The sequence below is a fragment of the Tenacibaculum amylolyticum genome (genome assembly GCF_964511145.1).
In the GTDB taxonomy this organism is placed as follows: domain Bacteria; phylum Bacteroidota; class Bacteroidia; order Flavobacteriales; family Flavobacteriaceae; genus Polaribacter; species Polaribacter amylolyticum.
Genome location: NZ_CAZEFZ010000077.1, coordinates 23,689 through 48,266 on the forward strand (window position 1 = coordinate 23,689; position 24,578 = coordinate 48,266).

General features: G+C 31.4%; 21 protein-coding genes. 15 read left to right on the forward strand and 6 right to left on the reverse strand.

Features of this window, described 5'->3' with window-relative positions; translation table 11 throughout:
• The first annotated feature begins 11 nt into the window (after window positions 1-11).
• The 3 genes from ACKTTC_RS19625 (at window position 12) to ACKTTC_RS19635 (ending at window position 3,780) form a co-directional block, all read left to right on the forward strand.
• On the forward strand, window positions 12-728 hold the full coding sequence (locus ACKTTC_RS19625; protein ID WP_408041723.1) for a glycosyltransferase family 2 protein: 717 nt from the start codon (window positions 12-14) through the stop codon (window positions 726-728).
• Window positions 729-877: 149 nt separating this feature from the next.
• A complete protein-coding gene (locus tag ACKTTC_RS19630) occupies window positions 878-2,215 on the forward strand; it encodes a M48 family metalloprotease (RefSeq protein ID WP_408041570.1) in 1,338 nt (445 codons plus the stop codon).
• Window positions 2,216-2,217: 2 nt separating this feature from the next.
• On the forward strand, window positions 2,218-3,780 hold the full coding sequence (locus tag ACKTTC_RS19635) for a DUF6770 family protein (RefSeq protein ID WP_408041571.1): 1,563 nt from the start codon (window positions 2,218-2,220) through the stop codon (window positions 3,778-3,780).
• A gap of 52 nt (window positions 3,781-3,832) precedes the next feature.
• On the opposite strand, the gene ACKTTC_RS19640 is transcribed toward ACKTTC_RS19635, so the two are convergent.
• From ACKTTC_RS19640 to gyrB, 4 genes are all read right to left on the reverse strand, one after another.
• Complete coding sequence (locus tag ACKTTC_RS19640; RefSeq protein ID WP_408041572.1) at window positions 3,833-4,315, reverse strand: GNAT family N-acetyltransferase; 483 nt, start codon at window positions 4,313-4,315, stop codon at window positions 3,833-3,835.
• Between the two features lie 87 nt (window positions 4,316-4,402).
• The gene (gene mdh, locus ACKTTC_RS19645) at window positions 4,403-5,329 is read right to left on the reverse strand and encodes a malate dehydrogenase (protein ID WP_408041573.1); all 927 of its coding nucleotides are present in this window, start codon (window positions 5,327-5,329) and stop codon (window positions 4,403-4,405) included.
• A gap of 124 nt (window positions 5,330-5,453) precedes the next feature.
• Window positions 5,454-6,470, reverse strand: a complete 1,017-nt coding sequence (locus tag ACKTTC_RS19650; protein WP_408041574.1) for a DUF6588 family protein — start codon at window positions 6,468-6,470, stop codon at window positions 5,454-5,456.
• A 129-nt stretch (window positions 6,471-6,599) separates the two neighbouring features.
• The gene (gyrB, locus tag ACKTTC_RS19655; RefSeq protein WP_408041575.1) at window positions 6,600-8,537 is read right to left on the reverse strand and encodes a DNA topoisomerase (ATP-hydrolyzing) subunit B; all 1,938 of its coding nucleotides are present in this window, start codon (window positions 8,535-8,537) and stop codon (window positions 6,600-6,602) included.
• Window positions 8,538-9,007: 470 nt separating this feature from the next.
• On the opposite strand from gyrB, the gene ACKTTC_RS19660 reads away from it, so the two are divergent.
• Complete coding sequence (locus ACKTTC_RS19660) at window positions 9,008-10,177, forward strand: DUF3103 family protein (RefSeq protein WP_408041576.1); 1,170 nt, start codon at window positions 9,008-9,010, stop codon at window positions 10,175-10,177.
• Window positions 10,178-10,386: 209 nt separating this feature from the next.
• On the opposite strand, the gene asnB is transcribed toward ACKTTC_RS19660, so the two are convergent.
• The gene (gene asnB, locus ACKTTC_RS19665; RefSeq protein ID WP_408041577.1) at window positions 10,387-12,048 is read right to left on the reverse strand and encodes an asparagine synthase B; all 1,662 of its coding nucleotides are present in this window, start codon (window positions 12,046-12,048) and stop codon (window positions 10,387-10,389) included.
• A gap of 234 nt (window positions 12,049-12,282) precedes the next feature.
• Here asnB and ACKTTC_RS19670 point away from each other — a divergent pair, with 234 nt between their 5' ends.
• The 10 genes from ACKTTC_RS19670 to ACKTTC_RS19715 all read left to right on the forward strand — a co-directional run bounded on the left by ACKTTC_RS19670 (window position 12,283) and on the right by ACKTTC_RS19715 (window position 22,837).
• On the forward strand, window positions 12,283-14,025 hold the full coding sequence (locus ACKTTC_RS19670; RefSeq protein WP_408041578.1) for a glycoside hydrolase family 9 protein: 1,743 nt from the start codon (window positions 12,283-12,285) through the stop codon (window positions 14,023-14,025).
• A gap of 183 nt (window positions 14,026-14,208) precedes the next feature.
• Window positions 14,209-15,600, forward strand: a complete 1,392-nt coding sequence (locus tag ACKTTC_RS19675) for an anthranilate synthase component I family protein (RefSeq protein ID WP_408041579.1) — start codon at window positions 14,209-14,211, stop codon at window positions 15,598-15,600.
• 61 nt (window positions 15,601-15,661) lie between these two features.
• On the forward strand, window positions 15,662-16,240 hold the full coding sequence (locus ACKTTC_RS19680; protein WP_408041580.1) for an anthranilate synthase component II: 579 nt from the start codon (window positions 15,662-15,664) through the stop codon (window positions 16,238-16,240).
• Between the two features lie 2 nt (window positions 16,241-16,242).
• Window positions 16,243-17,229 (forward strand): anthranilate phosphoribosyltransferase, encoded by a 987-nt coding sequence (gene trpD / locus ACKTTC_RS19685; protein WP_408041581.1) that lies wholly within the window; start codon window positions 16,243-16,245, stop codon window positions 17,227-17,229.
• 193 nt (window positions 17,230-17,422) lie between these two features.
• A complete protein-coding gene (gene trpC, locus ACKTTC_RS19690; RefSeq protein WP_408041582.1) occupies window positions 17,423-18,211 on the forward strand; it encodes an indole-3-glycerol phosphate synthase TrpC in 789 nt (262 codons plus the stop codon).
• A 9-nt stretch (window positions 18,212-18,220) separates the two neighbouring features.
• Entirely contained in the window at window positions 18,221-18,700 is a 480-nt protein-coding gene (locus ACKTTC_RS19695) for a DNA-deoxyinosine glycosylase (RefSeq protein ID WP_408041583.1), read from the forward strand.
• Window positions 18,697-19,320 (forward strand): phosphoribosylanthranilate isomerase, encoded by a 624-nt coding sequence (locus ACKTTC_RS19700; protein WP_456243516.1) that lies wholly within the window; start codon window positions 18,697-18,699, stop codon window positions 19,318-19,320. The genes ACKTTC_RS19695 and ACKTTC_RS19700 overlap by 4 nt, the downstream gene beginning before the upstream one ends.
• A gap of 124 nt (window positions 19,321-19,444) precedes the next feature.
• Entirely contained in the window at window positions 19,445-20,623 is a 1,179-nt protein-coding gene (gene trpB / locus ACKTTC_RS19705) for a tryptophan synthase subunit beta (protein ID WP_408041585.1), read from the forward strand.
• A gap of 142 nt (window positions 20,624-20,765) precedes the next feature.
• Entirely contained in the window at window positions 20,766-21,539 is a 774-nt protein-coding gene (gene trpA / locus ACKTTC_RS19710; protein WP_408041586.1) for a tryptophan synthase subunit alpha, read from the forward strand.
• A 23-nt stretch (window positions 21,540-21,562) separates the two neighbouring features.
• Window positions 21,563-22,837 carry a DoxX family protein gene (locus ACKTTC_RS19715; protein WP_408041587.1) on the forward strand — a complete coding sequence of 425 codons (1,275 nt, stop codon included), beginning with the start codon at window positions 21,563-21,565 and terminating at the stop codon, window positions 22,835-22,837.
• An 81-nt stretch (window positions 22,838-22,918) separates the two neighbouring features.
• On the opposite strand, the gene ACKTTC_RS19720 is transcribed toward ACKTTC_RS19715, so the two are convergent.
• A complete protein-coding gene (locus ACKTTC_RS19720) occupies window positions 22,919-23,566 on the reverse strand; it encodes a DsbA family oxidoreductase (protein WP_408041588.1) in 648 nt (215 codons plus the stop codon).
• Window positions 23,567-23,861: 295 nt separating this feature from the next.
• Between ACKTTC_RS19720 and ACKTTC_RS19725 the strand changes: the two genes are divergently transcribed.
• Entirely contained in the window at window positions 23,862-24,410 is a 549-nt protein-coding gene (locus ACKTTC_RS19725) for a TlpA family protein disulfide reductase (protein WP_408041589.1), read from the forward strand.
• The last annotated feature ends 168 nt before the right edge of the window (window positions 24,411-24,578 follow it).

The window sequence follows — 24,578 nt, forward strand, 5'->3', positions numbered from 1 at the left end:
CAAAAGTATCCATAATAATTCCTTCTTACAATAATCTTAAATCATTAAAAGATTGTATAGAAAGCATAGTAAAACAAACATATACTAATTATGAAGTTTTAGTTATGGATGGTGGTTCTAAAGATGGAACAATTCCTTTTTTAAAAACATTAACAAATCCTTTTTCTTTTGTTTCAGAAATAGATAAAGGAATTTATGATGCCATGAATAAAGGGATTAGGCTATCTAAAGGCGATTGGTTGTATTTTATGGGAGCAGACGATTGTTTTGCTGATGAAAATTTACTGAAAGAAGTTTTTTCTGAACCGTTTCTAGAGGAAGAAGTATTACTAGGTAACATTAAATATACGAATAAGGAAAAAGTTTTCAATTCTAACTTTTCATGTTTACTGTGGTTGAAAAATACAATACATCATCAATCAGTATTCTACAAAAAATCAATTTTTGATCAAAGAGTTTATAATTCTGGATATAAGGTTTTAGCAGATTATGATTTAAATCTCTATTTGTATAAAAATAAAGCCCCATATAGAAAGCTGAATAAGCTAATTGCAATTTGTGGGGATGATGGTGTTTCTAAACAATATAATTGGAAATTGTATAAAGAAGAAATTACTATTAAAAGTTCTTTAACTAATAATAAATTAAAGATATTCTTTTATTTACTAGGGCTAACAAAGTATTTTTTTAGAAGGCTATTTTTAAAAAGAAACCCGCTTCTAAGATGAAGCGGGAAATTGCTATGAAAAACTATGAAAAAGAAACTTTAAATACGTCTCTTTATCTAAAGACGAGCAATTTCCAAAAGACTTACACTTGTTATGAATAATTTAACATTTTCTTGTCATTTTTAGGAGAAATTATATTTTTGTGGTCTATGAGAAGGAAATTATATTTTAAAATTGCATTGATTGCTATTTTTTTCTGTTCAAAAAAAATATACTCACAAGTTTTTATTCCATCAAATAAAGAAGAAATTCTAAAAAGTATTGATGTTGCGTACGATACACAAGTATCTTTACTAGACGGAAAATACAAATCAAAAATTAAAAAAGAGTATAAAAAAAGGAAAGCTTTTATAAAATCAACATTACTAGACAGTACTTTTATTTTTGATGATACATACAAAACATTTGTATCTAATATTGTTGAAGAAATAAGAAAGAAAAACCCATCAATTAAAAAATATAAAGAAACGATTTTTATTAATCGACATTTAGAACCTAATGCAGCTTGTTTTGGGAATCATTCATTCATGTTTAATCTAGGGCTATTTCAACTATTAGAAAATGAAGATGAGTTTGCGTTTATTGTTTGTCATGAAATGGCACATCAATATTTGGATCATGTAAACAAAGGAATTAGAAAAAGAATAGAAACAGTTAATTCTAAGGAATATAAAAGAAAAATTAGAGATACTAGATTAACTATTTACGGAAGAGGTAAAGCAGCTAGGAATCTTTTAAAGGAACTGAATTATGGTTTTTTAAAGAAGTCTAGAAAAAGAGAGTATGAAGCAGATTCTTTAGGTTTAGTATTTTTTAGTAACACAAAATATAATTTAAAGTCAGCTTACGATGCTTTAGAGAAATTGAAAAAGTTTGACGATGGAGTTTTTGCAAGTAAGATAAAAATAGATAGCCTTTTAAATTTTTCTGAATTTAAGTTTAAAAAATATTGGCTAGAAGAAGAGGAAACAATGTTCGATATTGAAGAGAGAGCAGATGATTATGAGTTGAATAAAGATTCTTTAAAGACACATCCTGATATAGAAAATAGAATGAAAAAGGTTTTGGATGAAATCGGTTCAAAGTCTAAAACAACAAAACAATTTTCATTAACTGAAATGAAAACTCATGCAATGAAAGATCAAATTAATTCATTGCTGCATTTCAATCAATTAGACTTGGTATTTTATTTGCTGATGAAGAAGCTACAAGAAGGTGAGCAAACAGAGTTTGTTATTCTAAAATTAGCTGAAGCGTTTCAAAAAAGTTATGTTTTAAAAAGCAATCATACATTCGGAAAAAAAATACCTCAAGCTAGTCCTTTTTCAAGAGAAGATAACCTTAACTCAATTCGTACATTCTTACATAATTTGGAGATTAGAGATGTTCGGAGAATGGGTTATCATTTTTGTAAACAGTACGAAACACAAAACAAGAGCAAGGAATTTGCTGTGATTAAAGAATTTTTCAACAACCTAAATAAATAATAATGATGAGAAAATTACTCAGTGTATTTGTATTCCTTATAGGAGTCTATACAATTTCGGCACAAGTAAAAACCATAGAAAATATGGTAAAATTTGGCGTGCAAAATTCAGGAGCTTTTTTAGATGAAGCAAACGATGTAGATGGTTACTATTTCTTCTACCAAGTAGATAAGCTAAAGAAAGGAATGAGAGAGTATGCAATTAATATTCTAGATAAAAATTTAAATGATATAGCTTTAAAAAAGATCGTAGCATCCAAAAAGACTTCTTTAGTAGCTAAGGCTTTTAATAACGAGGCAATTATGTTTGCTTTTTTTAATAAGAAAGACCGAGCGCTTACTTTAAAAAGCTTTGATAAGAAAGCGAACCCTAGAGAAGATATAACTGTAGCAATTGAGAAAAAACAAGCTAGGATTATAGATATGGCTATAAAAGCAGGTGGTTTAAGTACAATGTTACACCCTGTTAGAAATGAAGGTTTTATATTGATTACTTCTAATTATGAAGGAAAAGGAACTGGGTATACTATAAATTTTTACCCATCAAATGAATCAGGTAAACCATGGGAGTATAAATTTGTTCCTACTAAAAAGAGAGGACATCATAGCGTAACTCCAATTGCTTTAAATGATAAATTTATCGTGTTAGTAGATGTGAAAACGAAAAATATGTCAACTAAAAAAGAGTTTAAAACAATCGTATTGAATTCAAAAACAGGAGAGGTGTTCTTTACTAAGGCGTACGATGAAAATGATCCTAAGTTAATTAGTAATGCATTTATCTCAGATGATGGGAAAATTTCTGTAATGGGGCAATATTACGAACCAAAAGCAAAATTGGCAAAAGCACAAAGTTTGGGGTTATTTGTAAATGAATATAGCGAGAAAGGAACTGTAGAGTTCTCTAAAAAGATAGCTTGGAAAGGAGATGTAAGTAAGTTTTTACCAGTTAAAGATAACAATAAATTAAAAGATATTGGATATATTTTCTTTCATGACATTATTAAAACGCAGTCTGGTGAATACTATGCAATAGGAGAACAATTTAAGAAAACAGTAAGTGCGCTAGGAGTAGCTATGGGGATTCTTAATAGAGGAGCACAAACTGGAGGTTATACACAATTGACAATTAAAGATGTGTATATATTTAAGTTTGATAAAGAATTTAATCTGCTTGCTGTAAAGACTTTTGAAAAAGGGAAGTCTAGAGTACAAAACCTAGTAGATTTTGGAAGTCCACAATTCAATGCGTATCAAGTAGCAGCAATAGGAGGTTTCGACTATATTTACTCACAAGTAGATGTGAAAAGAGATCGTTTCTATGCAAACTTTATAGATTATGAAAGAAGTAAAAAAGAAAAAGGAAAGAAGAAAAAGAAAAGCAGGTTTGTTTTTAAAACGATTATTCAAGATGGAGGAGAGTTGAGTGAAGATGTTATTGAGATTTCGAAAAAATCTAAAAATTATAGAGTTTTACCAGCCAAAGTAGGATATGTATTACTATTAGAGTATGATAAAAAAGCGAAAAGCTCTACTTTACATTTAGAAAAACTAAATATCAAATAATCAAATCAATAAAAAAGCCTGAGAATTTTCTCAGGCTTTTTTTATTTTGTATTTATAATTCTTTTAGCATCCATACATCACAACTAGAATGACCAGAATTGCCTAATGGTTTTTCAATAAGTTTGAATCCACTTTTCTTATACATCGCAATGGCTTTAGAAAAATGAGGTAAACTCTCTAAATAAATATGAGTATAGCCTAATTCTTTAGCGGAAACAATACTTTTTAGCATTAATTCCTTACCAATTCCTTTTCCACGAACATCACTGGAAATATAAAACTTTACTAATTCACAGTATCCATTTTCAAGTCCTTCTGTGGGAAAGATACCACAACAACCAACAGCTTTTCCATTAAACTCTGCAACCCATAAGATAGAATTAGACTCTTGAAATAATTCAAAAAGGGTGTCTGTAGAACTATCTGAATATACGGTTCCTGTACGAGGAGCATCAAATTCTTCAATAACACCTCGAATTACTTTAGCCAAAAAAGGATTGTCTTTTTGCTGTACTTTTTTATAAATAATGCTCACAATGTATGTTTTATAAAACTAAGATATAAACAAAAAAGCAACCTCTAAATGAGATTGCTTTTAAAATATGTTAAAAAGAGTTTTTTATTAAAACTCTAAGTTAGCATTGTTGTTTTTAACAGCTTCAGCAGAAGCAGCTAAATGCTCTTTTTCAGCATCGCTTAAGTTAATTTCTACAATGTTTTCAATTCCATTTTTTCCTAATACTACAGGAACACCAATACATAAGTCAGATAATCCGTATTCTCCGTCTAATAAAGCAGAGCATGGGTAGATTTTCTTTTGGTCACAAGCAATAGCTTGAACTAATCCAGAAACAGCAGCACCTGGAGCATACCAAGCAGAAGTACCTAATAAACCAGTTAATGTAGCCCCACCAACTTTAGTATCTTGTTTTACTTGCTCTAATCTTTCTTCAGATAAGAACTCAGAAACAGGAACAGAATTACGAGTAGCTAAACGAGTTAAAGGAACCATTCCTTTATCAGAGTGCCCCCCAATAACCATTCCATCTACATCAGAGATAGGAGCTTCTAAAGCCTCAGCTAATCTATATTTAAAACGAGCAGAATCTAAAGCTCCACCCATACCAATAATTCTATTCTTTGGTAAACCAGTTGTTTTGTGTACTAAATAAGTCATCGTATCCATTGGGTTAGATACTACGATAATAATAGTGTTTGGAGATTGCTCAATTAAGCTAGCAGATACAGTTTTTACAATACCTGCATTAATTCCTAATAACTCGTCACGAGACATTCCAGGTTTACGAGCAATACCAGAAGTAATAACACAAATATCAGATCCTGCAGTTTTGCTGTAATCTCCGGTAGTTCCAACAATTTTAGTATCGAAACCATTTAAAGAAGCTGTTTGCATTAAATCCATTGCTTTACCTTCTGCGAAACCTTCTTTAATATCTACTAATACAACTTCTGAAGCGAAATTTTTAATAGCGATGTATTCAGCACAACTTGCACCTACAGCACCTGCTCCTACAACTGTTACTTTCATTTTATATATATTTTGATTGAAATTATTAAATAAGATGCACAAAAATAGCTATTTGTAACAGTATAAAAAAGGAAAGCACTGGAAATTTCCCAGTGCTTTATGTTAGACTTTGTGTATTTAGACTTTATCTAAAACTAAAGGCAATTCCGGCGTTTACAGAGCTGTATTCTTGTGCAGTGTAGCTACCGAAAATTTTAAAGAAACCTAAGCTTAATCTTGCGCCTACAGTTGCATTAAAACTACCAGCATTATTGTCTATAGAAAAAGGATCGCTAACAGTTTCTTGAATTATTGCAGAAGAGCTGTCTACTTGATAGTTAAGTGAGTAATCTCCTAATAAAGCTAGGCTAGAATTTCCTGTATTGTAACCAACACCTCCAAAAAAGTTAATTATTGGTAAATTAAATGAGGCAATGGCTTGGAAGGTGTAGGCGTTAACATTGTACTCTGCAGAAGCATTTTGTGTTGCAACATCACCAGTTACATTACCAATTTCATGTGTTACATTCATATTGGTGTAGGCTGCTAATAACGAAACGTGTAAAGGAGTTTTATCTACAATCCCGAACCAATCAGTGATTTCTTTCTTTAACCCAAAACCATATAAACCGGCTTTTGTATCGTCAATATTTATAGTCGGAAGAAAACGAACCATCACTTCAAATTTATAAGGTAATCCTAAACCAGTTTGAATCACAGGAGCGGGAATAGACCTTATAGGGAAGTCTTCTTTAACGCCAGTAGGCATTTGGAAATTTGCAGTAACAGGTAGTCCGTTAATTGTAGTTTGATATGTAATTGTTGCTGGAGTTATATTTTCGCTACCAGCAAAGGTAGGTGTTGTGTTTTGGTTAAAAGTAGCGCTAGATAATCCAACATTTTGAATATTAAATGTCTCATCTGATTCAGGAATAAAAGAAGCATTTAGACCAATTGTGATATCAAATCCAAGTTTTTTATGAACTTTGGCTGTGTGGTACCAGCCATTATTCATGCTGTAAATCAGTCCTTTTGGTCCAGGAGCTAAGTAAGCACTCATCAATTTTTGGGCATCTTCTCCCGCTAATAATATAGTTTCTAACTCTTGTGAAGTCGAGTTTATACTAAAAGTAAGTAATAAAATTAGGGTTAATCGTTTCATGTTTCGTACTATTTATGATTGGGATAAAAGTATAAAAATTTTAAGTAGAAGTTACTGAATTAGAAAGGTTTTTAACTAAAAAGCCCCTGCTTAAGCAGAGGCTTTTATGAACTTTATTTAAATAATTGATTATGCGTCTATATTAGCATATTTAGCATTCTTTTCAATAAAATCTCTACGTGGAGGTACTTCATCACCCATTAGCATAGAGAAAATTCTGTCTGCTTCAGTCATGTTTTCAATTGTTACTTGACGTAAAGTTCTGAATTCAGGATTCATAGTTGTATCCCATAATTGCTCAGCATTCATCTCTCCAAGACCTTTATAGCGCTGAATGGATGCTCCACCACCCATTTTTTGGTTAATTAAATCACGTTGGTTATCATCCCAAGCGTATTCTCTTTTCTGTCCTTTTTTAACTAAGTATAATGGAGGAGTAGCAATATAAATATATCCTTGCTCTACCATTTCACGCATATAACGGAAGAAGAATGTAAGAATTAATGTAGCAATGTGAGAACCATCAACATCGGCATCACACATAATTACAACTTTATGATAACGTAATTTTGATAAGTTTAAAGCACGCGGATCTTCTTCGGTTCCAATAGTAATACCTAAAGCCGTAAACATGTTTTTGATTTCTTCATTTTCAAAAACTTTATGTTGCATTGCTTTTTCAACATTTAATATTTTACCACGTAATGGTAAAATAGCTTGGAAGTTACGATCACGCCCTTGTTTAGCAGTACCACCTGCCGAATCTCCCTCGACTAAGAAGATCTCACATTGTGCAGGATCTGTTTCAGAACAATCAGATAGTTTACCAGGTAAGCCTCCAATACTCATTACGGTTTTACGTTGTACCATTTCTCTAGCTTTTCTAGCTGCATGACGCGCTTGAGCTGCTAAGATTACTTTTTGTACAATCGTTTTCGCATCGTTAGGGTTCTCTTCAAGATAATCTGTTAACATTTCAGATACAGCTTGAGATACCGCAGAAGTAACCTCTCTGTTTCCTAATTTGGTTTTCGTCTGTCCTTCGAATTGAGGTTCAGCAACTTTTACAGAAACTATAGCAGTTAAACCTTCGCGGAAGTCATCTCCGGATATTTCAAACTTTACATTTTTTAGAAGTCCAGATTCATCAGCATACTTTTTTAACGTATGTGTTAAACCACGGCGGAAACCAGATAAATGTGTTCCTCCTTCGTGAGTGTTAATGTTATTTACATATGAATGTAAATTCTCAGCATAAGAATCGTTGTATATCATGGCAACTTCAACAGGGATACCGTTTTTCTCACCTTCCATAGAAATCACGTGCTGAATTACTGAAGTACGAGTGCTATCTAAATATTTAACAAATTCAGATAAACCTTCTGTACTGTGAAATGTTTCAGAAATGTCATTTCCTTCATCATCTTTATTACGTTTGTCTGTAAGCGTAATTGTAATTCCTTTATTAAGGTAGGCTAATTCACGCATACGTGTTGCAAGCGTATCGTAATTATATTCTACCGTTTGTTGGAAAATTGATCGATCAGGTAAGAAGGTTACTTCAGTACCAGTTATATCTGTTTCTCCAGTAGTTTTTACTGGATATAAAGTTTTACCTCTTTCGTATTCTTGTTGCCAAATTTTTCCATCTCTATGTACTGTTGCTTTCAAGTGGTCAGATAAGGCATTTACACAGGAAACACCTACACCGTGTAATCCACCAGATACTTTATAAGAATCTTTGTCGAATTTACCACCAGCACCAATTTTAGTCATTACAACTTCAAGTGCAGATACACCTTCTTTTTTGTGTAAACCAACAGGGATACCACGACCGTTATCTCTAACAGTAATAGAATTATCTTCGTTAATATCTACAGAGATTACATCACAATGGCCAGCTAATGCTTCATCAATAGAGTTATCTACTACTTCATAAACTAAGTGGTGTAAACCACGAACACCAACATCACCGATATACATGGATGGTCGCATACGTACGTGCTCCATTCCTTCTAACGCCTGAATACTATCGGCAGAATAATTGTGCTTTTTTTCTTCGCTCATATATTTGAGTTTTAATACTTTTATTTAAAACATTACTTTAGGGAGAGGCGGCTAAGTAATGCTGATTTGTTCCCATAAAAAAATCGCTGTAATAGCGAATTGATAGCATACAAAGTTACATATTTTTATGTATGAAATGTAATTTTTAAGCGTTTTTATACGGAAATTATCAACAATTGTTTAAAAACAAAAAGTGTCTTAAATCGTCTAAAAATGATGTTAAAAAGAGTTTTTAGTTTTTGTATTGATAATGCAGAATTGAAAAATGATGTTTTTAGGTTTAACGGCTTTTAAATAGGTGTTAAAAAGATAGGTTTTTTAATTGTTAATTTGATGTTAAGTAAATATTGATAAAATTACAAAAACCTTAAAAAAGTGTGTTTTTTTATTGTTTTTTGTGTTTTTGTTTAATTTTTGATAAAATTTTATATTTTTAACTGAGTATTAACAAATTAAAAACCCAAACAAAAATGAGATTCCCTCGAATTTTATTAAGCACAATCGTTGCTACAACATTAATTACTTCGTGTAATAATTCAGAAGATTTAAATTTAGAGCCGCAAAGCATTGTGCCAGAAACAAGTACATCTGTAAACAAAAAGAATGTAACAATGGAATTTATTGATTTAATGAACAATAAAGATTTCAGAAGTACAACTTTAGGTTTATTGAAAAAACAACAACCAAGTGTACCGCTCTCTAAAATCTTGAATGAAACATCTTCGTTCGTAGAGCAAGAAAAACCGTATCAGGATTTATTGGCGGAAACAAACAAACTAGAGACCTTTGCTAAAGGTGCACAGCCTGAAAAAATCGAAATTTTAGAAGTGTGGATGCATCGTCCAGATCAGTTCACAGACATGTCTAATGTTTTGTTTTCGTTTGCTCCAGAAGGAAATGAAAAAAACTGGTCTGTTATTGAAGCGTATACAATTAACAAAGAATTGGTGTATTTAGATGCAAAAAAAGCACCAAAACAACCAGTTATTGTAATAGAGACTGATGGTTTTGAAACATTGAAAAAAGAAGTAGAATTTATGAATGAATACTTAAGACAAGCAGGAGTTCAGAATTCAAGATTAAAGAACATGAAGAATGATTTTAATACTGCTTCAAAAGCAAATGGATTAGAAACTACTAAATTAAATAAGATTAGATTAAATAATGATGAAGAGCCTTGGATTAGTGGAGCTGCTGAAGTTTATGCAATAACTTCGGGTATAAAAGATGCAGATAATTCACCTGAGATTAAGGTAATTCCAATGTATTATTTAGATTATGACGGAACAGATTATTATCCAAATCAGATTTTATTATTCTGGGATGATTATCAGTATCAAGCTGCAAATATTCAATTGTTTGAAAAAGATGATAATGTAAATTACAAGAATTTAGTATCTACAATTATAGGTGGAGTTTTTCAAATTATTGGTACAGTATCTACGCAACCTTGGGTTAATGTATTAGGGCAAGTTGCTGGGGCTATTATTCAAGCAATGCCAGACCAATGGTATACAAATAATGATGATTATGTAGACTCTTTTTATACTATTGAAAAAAATAAGAGTTATACAAACCATATGGGAGCAAGAGGAAATGCAAAAGTAAATTTAGCGCCTTTCTTTGTAGCTTCCAACTAATGGATATTTAGTTTAAATTGGAAAACCTCGTTTTTAACGAGGTTTTTTTATGAGATTCTATAATGTAGAATTAAAGATAATGTCATTCTGAGTAAAACGAAGAATCTGTTATTTAGAATAATGCTTTCTATGAATAACCCAATAAAACATAAAAAAGATCCTGTAATTACAGGATCTTAACACAACTAAAATTTAAAATTATAGATACATTAATATGCATCTTCGTGAACCATTTTAATAGCCCTTCCACTAGGTTCATTTTGGTTTCTAAAACTTTCGTCCCAAGCTAAAGCAGTTGGTGTACTACATGCAATAGATGGTACAGATGGAACCGTTAAAGCTGCAGTTTCACTTGGGAAATGTTCTTCAAATATTGAGCGATAATAATATTCTTCTTTAGCTCTAGGTGTTTGAACTGGGAATCTATGATGTGCATTAAGCATCATTTCATCAGTAACTTCTTGTTCTACTAAATCTTTTAGAGTGTCAATCCAATTGTAGCCAACCCCGTCAGAAAATTGTTCTTTTTGTCTCCAAGCAACACTTTCAGGTAAATAGCTTTCAAAAGCTTTACGTAAGACCCATTTCTCCATACGTTCACCATTAATCATTTTATCTTCTGGGTTAATACGCATGGCAATATCCATAAATTCTTTATCTAAGAAAGGAACGCGTCCTTCAATTCCCCAAGCCATTAAACTTTTGTTGGCTCTTAAACAATCGTATTGATAAAGTTTATCTAATTTTCTAACCGTTTCTTTATGGAATTCTTCTGCATCTGGAGCTTTATGGAAATATAAATATCCACCAAAAATTTCGTCAGCACCTTCTCCAGATAACACCATTTTAATTCCCATAGATTTTATCACTCGAGCCATTAAGTACATAGGAGTAGAAGCTCTAATAGTAGTAATATCATAGGTTTCTAAGTTGTAAATAACGTCACGAATAGCATCTAAACCTTCTTGGATAGTGAAAGTGATTTCGTGATGTATAGTTCCAATATGATCAGATACTTTTTTTGCAGCAGCCAAATCAGGAGAACCTTTTAATCCAATAGAAAAAGAGTGTAGCTGTGGGTACCAAGCTTCTTCTTCATCTCCACTTTCAATTCTCTTAGAAGCATATTTCTTTGCAATGGCTGAAGTGATAGAAGAGTCTAATCCGCCAGATAATAATACTCCATAAGGAACATCACTCATTAATTGACGATGTACAGCGGCTTCTAAAGCATCTCTCAATTCATCAATACTAGTTTGGTTTTCTCTCACTGCTTCGTGTTCCATCCAATCTCTAGAATACCAACGCTGTAAACCATCCTCTCTAGTATAGTAGTGCCCTGGAGGAAAAACTTCTATTTTGTTACAAAAACCTTCTAGTGCTTTCAATTCTGAAGCAACATAAAAAGTACCTTTTTTATCCCATCCCATATATAAAGGAATGATTCCCATATGATCTCTAGCGACTAAATATTCATCAGTTTTAGCATCGTATACAGCAAACCCAAAAATTCCATTTAAGTCATCTAAAAACTCAACACCTTTCTCTTGGTATAAAGCAATAATTACTTCACAATCAGATTTTGTTTGGAATTCAAACTTATCTTTAAATTGAGCTCTTAGCTCTTGATGATTATATATTTCTCCATTAGCAGCTAATACAAATCTTCTATCGCTACTAAATAAAGGTTGTTGTCCAGAGGTAGGGTCTACAATAGCTAATCTTTCATGAGCCATTATCGTTTTATCATCACTGTAAATTCCGCTCCAATCTGGTCCTCTGTGACGAATCTTTTTAGACATCTCTAATATCTGAGGTCTTAACGCATCAGATTTTTCTTTTAAGTCAAACGCACATACAATTCCGCACATAATCAATGATAATTTTAAGTTTTAATTATGGTTCAAATTACTTTAATTTAGTTTTTATTAAAAACTAATATTTTTAAAATAGTTTTAAAATGAAACTTTAAGCTGCTTTTTATTGTTTAAATGTTACTTTAAATTGTTTTTTGTTCGAATTGAATTAAAGTTTGATATTTTTTGATGGAATAATTCTAGTAAATTGTAAGAATATTCTAAATAAATCTGTAAAACTGCAATAAAATGAATGCTTTTTTAAAATATATATTACTGTTTTTCTATTTGCAAATAACTTCACGAGTAGTTCATAGTGTTGAAAATCAGTTCTTTTTAAAAGAGTTAAGTGAGGGTGGTTTTGCCATTAGGGTCAATCAGGTAGGTTACGCGATTAATCAGCCCAAATTAATAGCGGTGGTTTCTAATACTTCTTTTAGCAATTTGAAATACTTTATAAGTAATAATAAAGGAGAAGTTGTAGAAAAAGGTCAAACTTTAGAAAGTGTTTTATGGAAAGATGCAAATGAGTATGTTGCTATTGTAGATGTTACAAACATAAATATTGGAGGAGTTTATACTATTACTGTTGATGGAGTAAAGAAACACTTTAAAGTAGTTTATAATCCCTACAAAAAGTTAGCGGAAGATGTTTTTAAGTATTACTATTTTAATAGAGCTTCTACATCTATAACTGAAAAATATGGAGGTAAGTGGAAACGAGGAGTAGGATTATTAGATAGAAAAGTAAAAATACATGCTTCAGCCGCAACAAAGAAAAGACCAGAAGGAACTATTATAAATGCAACGAAAGGTTGGTTTGATGCTGGAGATTATAATAAATACATAACGAATAGTGGTATCAGTACATACACTTTATTAAGCGCGTATGAAAATTATACAAACTATTACAATAGGCAAAAATTCAACATTCCAGAATCGGAGAATGAATTGCCTGATATTTTAGATGAGGTAAAATGGAATTTGGATTGGATGTTAGCAATGCAAGATCCCAACGATGGAGGTGTGTATCATAAATTAACAGGGCTACAATTTTCTGGGGTAATTATGCCTAATAAATACACTTTTGATAGATATGTAGTTCAAAAAAGTACATCAGCAGCATTAAATTTTGCTGGAGTAACAGCTTTAGCAGCAAGAATATTTTCAGGTATAGGTGGAAAGCAAGCATATGCGAAACAATTATTAATAGCTTCGGAAAAAGCATATAGTTGGGCAAAGAAGCATCCTAAAGATTATTTTTTGAATCCAAAAGGAGTGCGAACAGGTCAGTATGAAGATTCAGATTTAAAAGGAGAATTTCAATGGGCAGCTGTAGAGTTATTTATCACTACTAAAAAAGAAACATATAAAAAAGCGATTAAGATTTCTGAAATTTCTAATAAAATTCCTTGGTGGCAAGATACAAGCGCTTTGGCTTTGTATAGTATTTTAAGACATCAAAAACAACTTTCAGGGTTCATAAATATAACTGAAGCAAAAAAGATTTTTTTAGAAAAAGCAAACGAGTTAAAAGATAGAATTGAAAAATCTCCTATGCAAATTGCAATGAATACTTCAGATTATGTTTGGGGAAGTAATGGAGTAGCAGGGAATCAACTCATGTATCTAATGAAGGCTTATGAAATTACGAAAGAAGATTCTTTTTTAAAAGCTGTTTTTATTGGAGTAGATTATTTGTTAGGAAGAAATGGAGTAGGGGTTTCTTACATAACAGGACAAGGAGAACAATCGGCACAAAATCCACATCATAGAACTTCAGAAGCAGATAATGTGAAAGAGCCAGTTCCAGGGATGGTAGTAGGCGGACCACAACCTGGACAACAAGATAAATGTAAATACATAAGTAAAATGCCTGCAAAATCATATTCAGATACTTGGTGTTCGTATGCGTCAAATGAAGTTACGATTAATTGGAATGCTCCTATGGTGTACGTTATTAATGCATTACAATATTATCAAACAAAATAAATTTCAAATAATTCTTGTTTAGAATAAAATGACTTTATAAATTTGTTGCAAATGAAAATGATACAATTAAATAACTGGTGGTGGAAATCTCTTAACTTACGTTAGTGAGACCATCTTGTTATATATAAATATTAACTAAAAGGCTTATCTCATGATAAGCCTTTTTTTATTGACCAAAAACAAATGAAACCATTACAATTTAAAACACTTTGTAAGAAAAAGATTTCAGACACAGTAACTCCCGTAGGTTTATACTTACGTTTAAGAGATAAATATTCGAATACATTATTATTAGAAAGTTCAGATTACCATAGCAAGGAAGAAAGTTTCTCTTTTATTTGTATAGAGCCTATGGTGTCATTTAAAGCAGATAAAGATGATTTTTCAATTTATTTGAAAAATAAAGAAGTAGCAACTCATAAAATAGGTAGAAATTTTAATGAGTTGTTCAATGATTTTACAAAACTAATTGATTTAGATTGTGAAGAATCTTTAAAGTCTTTTAATGGCCTATATGGATATACAACATTTGATAGTGTTCAATATTTTGAAACCATTAAACTAACAAATCCTGATGCTCCTTCTGCAATTCCAATGATGCAGTATAGCTTTTACCGATTCATCATTGCAATCAATCATTTTAATGATGAAATGCAATTGATAGAAAACCTTGAAGCCGGGGCGGATTCTAGATTAGCAGAAATAGAAACGATTATTGAAGCACAAACATTCAATACACAAAAGTTTGAAATTGAAGGAGAAGAGACTTCAAATGTTACGAGTGAAGAGTTTATAGAGAATGTAAAGAAAGCCAAAGCACACTGTAAAAGAGGAGATGTATTTCAATTAGTATTATCGCGACAATTTCAACAACAATATAAAGGAGATGAATTCAATGTGTATAGAGCCTTACGTTCTATAAATCCATCGCCCTATTTATTCTATTTCGATTACGGAAGTTTTAAATTAATGGGATCCTCACCAGAAGCACAAATCAAAATTAATAACGGAAAAGCTATTATCAATCCAATTGCTGGGACTTTCAGAAGAACGGGAGATATGGCAGAAGATATTAAGTTAGGAAAAAAACTTTCTGACGATAAAAAGGAAACTGCAGAACATGTAATGTTAGTTGACTTAGCAAGAAACGACTTAAGCAAACATGCAGAAGATGTAACTGTAGAAGTCTTTAAAGAAGTACAATATTTTAGTCATGTAATTCATTTAGTTTCTACAGTACAAGGGCAACTAAAAGGTGATCCAATAAAGATTGTTGGAGATACATTTCCAGCAGGAACGTTAAGTGGAGCGCCAAAATACAAAGCAATGGAATTAATTGATAAATATGAAAATCAATCAAGAGGTTTTTATGGTGGAGCAGTGGGAATTATGGGACTAAATGGAGATGTAAATTTAGCCATTGGAATTCGATCGTTTGTGAGTAAGAACAACGTGTTGTACTACCAAGCAGGAGCGGGAATTGTAATTCATTCGAATGAAGAAAGTGAATTGCAAGAAGTAAATAATAAACTAGCAGCATTAAAAAAAGCATTGATCCTAGCGGAGAATATTTAAAAAATACAATAAGTTAAAAGAGCTAGTTGCTTATAAACTTATAGCCAAAAGCATTTTAAAAATGAAAATATTAATATTAGATAATTACGATTCGTTTACCTATAATTTAGTACATATGGTGGAAAAAATTACAGGAACGTATCCAGATGTATATAGAAATGATGAAATAGCTATTGAAGAAGTAGGAACGTACGATTTAATTATGTTGTCTCCTGGACCAGGAATACCTGAGGAAGCGGGAATTTTAAAAGAAGTAATTAAAACATACGCAGGTAAGAAACCAATTTTCGGAGTTTGTTTAGGATTACAAGCAATTACAGAAGTTTTTGGAGGGAAAATTATCAATATGAATGAAGTTTTCCATGGTGTAGCAACAGATATGAAAGTAACGCAACCAGAAGCTGTTATTTTTGAAGGTGTACCAGAAACATTTCCAGCAGCTCGTTACCATTCTTGGATAGCATCTAAAGAAGATTTGCCAGTAGAATTACAAGTTACTGCAATAGATGAAGAAGGTGGTATTATGGCGATTCGTCATACCGAACATCAAATTAGCGCAGTACAATTTCACCCAGAAAGCATTTTAACAGAAGTAGGAGAGCAATTGGTACGTAATTTTATTAATAGTGTAAAGTCATAAAGATGAAGGATATATTAAATAATTTATATCAGCACAAAAGGCTTTCTAAATCGGAAGCAAAAGAAATTTTAATAAACATTGCAAAGGAAGTATATAACGATGCACATTTGGCTTCTTTCTTAACAGTATTTATGATGCGTCCTATTACGGTTGATGAGCTAGCAGGTTTCCGAGAAGCGTTATTAGAATTAGCGATAAAAGTTGATCTTTCAGAGTTTAATACGATAGATATTGTAGGAACAGGAGGAGATGGAAAAGACACGTTTAATATTTCTACATTAACGTCTTTTATTGTGGCAGGAACAGGACAAAAAGTAGCTAAACATGGAAACTATTCTGTTTCTTCAAAGTCAGGTTCTTCAGATATGTTAGAAAGCTTTGGGTATGAATTTACAAACGATGAAACTGTGTTAAAATCTCAGTTAGAAAAAGCAAATATTTGTTTTTTACATGCGCCTAAGTTTCATCCAGCAATGAAGGCAGTTGGACCTACTAGGAAAGCGTTAAAGCTCAAAACATTCTTTAATATGTTAGGACCTTTGGTAAATCCAAGTTTTGCGCAAAACCAATTGTTAGGAACATTTAATTTAGAGGTGGCACGATTGTATAATTATATCCTACAAGTAGAAGGAACAAACTATGGAATTGTACATGCTTTAGATGGATATGATGAAATTTCATTAACTGGAGGATTCAAGTTATTTACGAAACAAGGAGAGCAATTAATTACTCCAGAAGACTTTGGAATACAGCGTGTACAACAATCCGATATTTATGGAGGAAATTCTGTAGCTGAAGCAGCAAAGATTTTTAAAACCATCTTAAACGGAGAAGGAACAAAAGCGCAAAACAATGTAGTACTTACCAATGCTGCATTTGCCTTAACAATTGTAGACTTAAATAAAGACTTTGCCACAGCTTTTGAAGAAGCAAAAACTTCTTTATTTGGAGGGAAAGCAAAAGAGTGTTTGGAAAAACTAGTAAATTAAATAGCGTCATTACGAGGAGTTGCCTGAGTCATGTGGAACGGCACGACGAAGTGATCTTATTAAAAAACAGATTGCTTCATTTCGTTACTCTTCATTCGCAATGACAAATAATAATATATCGAATAAATGTCACGTCGAGTATAATTTATGAGAAGCATAACTTTTAATTTTACTCGAACTAACAAAAGAAGAAATGACAATTTTAGAAAAAATAATAAACTTTAAAAAACAGGAAATAGCCAAAATAAAATCGGAAGTACCTGTTAAAAAATTAGTGGAAAGTCCAAACTTTAAGCGTACACCACTTTCTTTAAAAGCAGCATTAACCGATGCAAATTCTACAGGAATTATTGCTGAATTTAAACGACAATCACCATCCAAAGGAATTATCAACGATAAAGTATCTGTAACTGAAGTAACCAATGGATATTTAGATGCAAATGTAGCTGCGCAATCTATATTAACAGACACTTCGTTTTTTGGAGGAACCATGGCAGATTTAATGGAGGCGAGAAATGTAAACGAAATCCGTCCAATTCTTCGTAAAGATTTTGTGGTAGATGGATTTCAAATTGTAGAAGCAAAAGCTATTGGAGCGGATGTGATTTTATTAATTGCAGCTTGTTTAACAGCAGAACAATTAAAGAATTATGGGCAATTAGCAAATGATCTAGGGTTAGATGTATTATACGAAGTTCATAACCAGGAAGATTTAGATAAAATCTCTGATTTAGATAATAAAATTATAGGAATTAATAATCGAGATTTAAAAACATTCAAAGTAGACTTAGAGCATTCGATTCAGTTAGCAAATCAAATTCCAAATAGTGCTGTAAAAGTATCGGAAAGTGGTATTAGCAGTCCAAGAATTGTTACAGGTTTAAAAGAATATGGATTCCAAGGGTTTTTAATTGGAGAAAACTTTATGAAGGAAGAAAATCCAGGAGAAGCGTGTCAAGAATTCATCAATCAAATTCGATAAAACACTTAAATGGAAAAATCATTTGCTCCTATTATTGGCAACAATCCAAAAATATTAATTCTAGGAACTTTACCAGGTAAAGAATCACTGCGACTACAACAGTATTATGGACATCCTAGAAATGCATTTTGGAAGATTTTATTTTCGTTGTTTAAAGAAGAAGAGCATAATGATTATGAAGAAAAAGTAGCATTTTTAAAACGAAATAAGATTGCGCTTTGGGATGTTTGTATGGCGGCAAATAGAAAATCAAGCCTAGATGTAGATATTAAAAACGAAGAACCAAATGCAATTATTTCGTTGTTAGAAAGGCATCCAAGTATTCGTGTAGTTGGATTCAATGGGCAAAAAGCTGAACAGTTATATAAACGATATTTCTCAAAAAGAGAAGATATCAATTACCATACATTATTATCAACGAGTCCAGCAAATGCTACCTATACATTTTCAGAAAAACTAACTAATTGGAAAACAATTTTAGAAGCATGAAACTAAAAGTTTGCGGAATGAAATATGTAGAAAATATTAAACAAGTAGGGGAGTTACAACCAGACTACTTAGGATTTATTTTCTATGAAAGATCAAAAAGGAATTTTGAAGGAATAATTCCAGAAATTCCAAAAGGAATTAAGAAGACAGGAGTATTTGTAAATGAATATTTAGAAATTTTAGTTTCACTAACAGAAGAATATAAACTAGAAGCACTCCAGTTACACGGAGATGAATCTGTAGACTATATAAAGCAAGTAAAAGAACACTTACCAAAGGTCGAAATCATTAAAGTCTTTGGAATTAAAGACACATTTGATTTCTCCGTATTAACTCCTTATGAAGAAATAGTAGACTATTTTTTATTTGATACCAAAGGAAAAGAAAGAGGAGGAAATGGAGTAACATTCAATTGGAAAGTGTTAGAAGCATATAATTCAACAAAACCATTTTTTTTAAGTGGAGGAATAGGATTAGATGAGGTAAAAGCAGTGAAAGAAATTCTGAGAACAGATTTACCAGTATATGCTATAGATGTAAATAGCAAGTTTGAAACAAAACCAGGGTTAAAATCGGTAGAAAAATTAAAGAAGTTTCAAAAACAAATAGAAAAAAGTTAGTCTTTGTCATTCTGAACGGCGCCTGAGGTAACTTGAAGGCAACGTGAAGAATCTATCGATTCCTTAGAATGACAAAAAATAAAATAGCAAAGGCTTAATAACACAACACCTAAAGCTAAACAATATGAAATATAATCCAGATAAAAACGGTTATTACGGAGAGTTTGGAGGAGCATTTATTCCAGAACTATTATATCCAAACGTAAAAGAATTAGAAGAGAACTATATTCAAATTATTGAATCAGAATCTTTTCAAAAAGAATACAAAGCTTTATTAAAAGATTATGTAGGACGTCCGAGTCCATTGTACTATGCAAATCGTCTGTCAGACAAATATGGAGCACATATTTATTTAAAGCGAGAAGATTTAAATCACACAGGAGCACATAAAGTAAATAATACTATCGGGCAAATTCTAATAGCAAAACGATTAGGGAAAACGCAAATTATTGCCGAAACAGGTGCAGGTCAGCATGGAGTTGCAACTGCTACAGTATGTGCATTAATGGATGTTGAATGTATTGTTTTCATGGGAGAAAAAGATATTGAACGTCAAGCTCCTAATGTTGCTAGAATGAAAATGCTTGGTGCGAAAATAATTCCAGCAACAAGTGGTAGTAAAACGTTAAAAGACGCTACAAACGAAGCGATTCGTTATTGGATTCAAAACCCAGAAACGTTTTATTTAATAGGTTCTGTAGTAGGGCCGCATCCACATCCAGATATGGTAGCGCGTTTACAAGCTGTTATTTCTGAAGAAATGAAATGGCAATTAAAAGAGAAAACAGGAAAAGAAAATCCAGACACCATTATTGCTTGTGTTGGTGGAGGGAGTAATGCTGCAGGAGCGTTTTACCATTATTTAGAAGATGAAAAAGTAGAGTTAATTGCTGTAGAAGCGGCAGGTTTAGGAGTAGATTCAGGAGAAAGTGCTGCCACTTCTCAGCTAGGAGAAGTAGGTGTAATTCATGGAAGTAAAACAATTTTAATGCAAGACGAATACGGACAAATTGTTGAACCTTATTCTATCTCAGCAGGATTAGATTACCCTGGAGTAGGACCATTACATGCATTTTTATTCGATTCTAAACGTGCAAAATTTATGAATGCAACCGATAAAGAAGCTTTACAAGCTGCTTTTGAATTAACGAGATTAGAAGGAATTATTCCTGCATTAGAATCGGCACATGCATTTGCAGTATTACCAAAGTTAGATTTAAAACCAGAACAAGTAGTGGTTATTAATTTATCGGGTAGAGGAGATAAAGATTTACAAACGTATATAAAACATTTAGAGGAGTAATGTCATTTTGAGCGATCCCTGAGTAAAGTCGAAGGGTAGCGAATAATCTATTTGTTAATAGACTGTTTTACAGAAGATGATACGTATTAGAAAACGTTTATCTATTTACCATCTGACTTCTACTATTTAATATTAGAAAATTATGAATTCAATACAGCAATTATTTCAAACCAAAGATAAAAACTTACTATCTATATTTTTTACAGCAGGATTTCCTGAATTAAATGGAACTGCGCAAATCATCTCTGAATTAGGAGCTAATGGTGTCGATTTTATTGAAGTGGGATTACCATATTCAGATCCTTTAGCAGATGGGCCAACTATTCAACATAGTAGCTCTGTAGCGCTTAAAAATGGAATGAATCTAGATGTGGTTTTTGAGCAGTTAGAGGCGATTAAAGAAACCAATACGACTCCATTGGTGTTAATGGGATATGTAAATCAGATCATTAAATTTGGAGAAGATGCTTTTTGTCAAAAAGTAGTTGATAGTGGCATCGATACAGTTATTATCCCAGATTTACCAATGGTGGAATATGAAAATCATTATAGAGATTTATTTAAAAAGTACGGAATTACCAATGTATTTTTAATTACACCAAAAACTCCAGAAGAACGAATTCGTAAGATTGATGATTTAACTGAAGGATTTATTTACATGGTTGCATCTTCATCAATTACAGGAGCAAAAGGAGAAATATCTTCGCAACAAATAGACTACTTTGAAAGAATCAAATCAATGAACTTGAAAAGTAAATTAATTATAGGATTCGGAATTTCAGATAACGAAACATTTACCAAAGCTTGCGAATATGGAAACGGAGCCATTATAGGTTCGGCATTTATAAAAGCATTAGATAAAAGTGGTATTAATGGAGTTGGAAATTTCGTAAAGTCTGTTAAATTTGGTGGTTAGTCTAACCACCAAATTTAACTACTATGAAAAAAACTATAGAAAAAGAACAATCTTCTCGTATTGAAAGGTTTCTGGTAAAGTTTACATTAACCTATTTCATCCTCTATATCTATCCATATGGATTTGAATATATCTACGGATTAAAAACAGATACCATTTCTGTTTGGGAAAAAATCACAATTTGGTTTGGAAAAACTTTTATTGGTTGGGATTTATACCAAAACTCATTAAACAAAGGATTCGATTCAAAATATGACATTAGCAGATTTCTACTCATAGCAACTCTGGCAATATTATTATCTGTATTATGGACATTCATTAATAGTAAAATCAAGTTTAAATACGATGATAAATTAAAAGAAATACTCAAAGTTGTCTTAAGATATCATGTTGGTTTTACACTAGTTTTATATGGATTAGCTAAGGTTTTTATGACGCAATTTGGTCAAATGGATATCAATCGATTAGAAGGTACAATAGGAGATCATTCAGGAATGAGTTTTCTATGGACTTTTATGAGTTATTCAAAATTTTATACAATGACTACAGGATGGGTAGAGGTAATTGGAGGTGCATTGTTGTTGTTTAGAAGAACTACTTTTTTAGGTGCTTTTATATTATTTATAGCTATGGTAAATGTAGTTATCATAGATATTGGGTTTGATGTTTCTGTTAAATATTTTGCAATTCATTTACTAGCAATGGTTATTGTACTTTTATTATATTATAAAAACAGATTGTTAAATGTTTTCGTGTATAATAAAATTGCTGTTCCAGAAGTAGAAATATCATTGCTTTCAAGATCGAAGTATAAAAAAATAGCAGGATATCTTAAAACTATATTGTTACTACTATTTGCAATTTCTAGTTACTTTTTTGTAGAAGAATCATTAGGGTATTATAAGAATAACGAAGTGCCTTCATTAACTGGTGTGTTTACGGTAAATCAACAAAAAATAAATGGAGATTCTCTTACAACTCCTAATTATAAAAAATGGAAAAACTTTTCGTTAAACGGCTCTTCTTGGAGAATAGGGTATTTAAGCTTAAAAAAAGGAGATGAAAGTGATAATCTATTTTCATTTAAAGCAGATACAATAAAAAAAGAGCTAAAATTATACAGAGATGGAGATACAACAGCAATTCCAAATCTCTTAAAATATAAAAAAGAGAAAAGAAACACTTTTGTTTTTGAAGGTATCGTAGAAGGAGATACATTAAAATTATATACAGAAAGAAAAGGGTTAGAAGATTACAGATTAATGAAAGATATAAAATGGGTAAGAGATATGGAGTAATTGTAAAATCTTTTTACAAAATAAAAACCTCACAAGTCTTCAAAATTTGTGAGGTTTATCATATGTCTTTCTTCTTATAATCTAAGAAGTTTCGGTAAACTGTTTTAAAATACTTTTAAATACACTTATTGGTTGTGCACCTGTAACAGCTTCTTGTCTGTTAAAAACAATTGTTGGAACAGAACGAACACCCAAATTTTGCCAATGTTGTTCATTACTTTTTACAGCAAAACGAGCTTCATCGTCTGAAAGTCTAGCCAAAGCCTCATCTGCATTTAAACCAACATCTAAAAGAGCTTGTTCTAATACCTCTCTTTTAGAAACATCTTTTCGTTCGCTAAAAAAAGCAGTAGTCAATCGCATTTTTAATGCTGTTTGCTTACCAAATTCTCTAGCATATTCTAATAAAACATGTGCATCAAATGTATTAACTACACGCATACCATCGTAATAATCAAAAGTAAAACCAACATTTTTTCCTGCATCAATCAAGCGCTGTCTGTTTACTTCTTGCTGTTCTTTAGTAGAACCATATTTCTGCGTTATATGCTCAACTAAACCCTGGCCATCTTCACCCATTTGCGGATTCAATTCAAAAGGCTGCCATTCAATTTCTATTTGATCTTCAAGATTCAAATCATCAATTGCCTTTTGTAAATGTTTATATCCAACAGTACACCATGGACAAACAACATCAGACACAATATCTATTTTTAATTTATCTTTCATAAGTCATAAAATTAATTAAAGAACTCTCAATAATCTACATTAGAAAAATCAAAAGCCCAGAAACCTATTATTAGTAGTAATAACTAGAAATTACTTACATTAAGTTTTAATGGTTCATATTATGTTTTTTAGTTGATTAATAAGAAGAGATAACACAAAATCAACGAATATATTATCGTATTTTTTAATGAAATTATGATAAGTTTAATAACTCTATTGTTAGTTTTGAAAAAATAAACAGACAAAGAGGATGTATATAATTATGTATGGGGGTACATTAAAAATCTAACAAGAATTGAAAAAATACATTACAAAATCGAACATATTATTTGCCATAGTTATATTTCTATTTCTGTATAAACCAAGTAGAGTATGGTTTATACGCCAAATGTCTTTTTCTCCTTCTATAGATAAAGTAGAAGGAAGCCCACGAGTTTTTAATTACAATTGGAATTTAACAGGATTAAATACAGATAATATTAACTTCTCAGAATTTAAAGGAAAGGTTATTTTTTTAAATTTTTGGGCAACTTGGTGTCCTCCTTGTATTGCAGAATTACCGTACATACAGGAATTTTATAATGATTATGAAGATAAAGTTGAATTTGTTTTTATAACAAATGAAGATTGGCCTGCTGTAAATGAATTCTTCAAAAAACATAATTATGAATTACCAGTATATCAATCAAATCAAAATTACTTAAACGAACTACCGCCTGTTACTTCTATTCCTAGAACATTTATCTTAGATAAAGAAGGATATATCCGATTAGATAAATCAGGATCTGCAGACTGGAATAGCAAAAAGTTCAGGAAAAAAATTGATGATCTATTATTAGAATAATATTAGTTTTTGAAAAAGGAAGTAGAAAAGCATTAAAATTGATTTATAGCTGAGATTATAAATTTTAGAGTTTCATTATAGTAAACTAGGAGGTGAGTTGTTAACTTCTTGTTTAAGAATTAAAAGGATAGTGTTAAAGAGTCTTAAAAAAATACGATTCTTTAATCA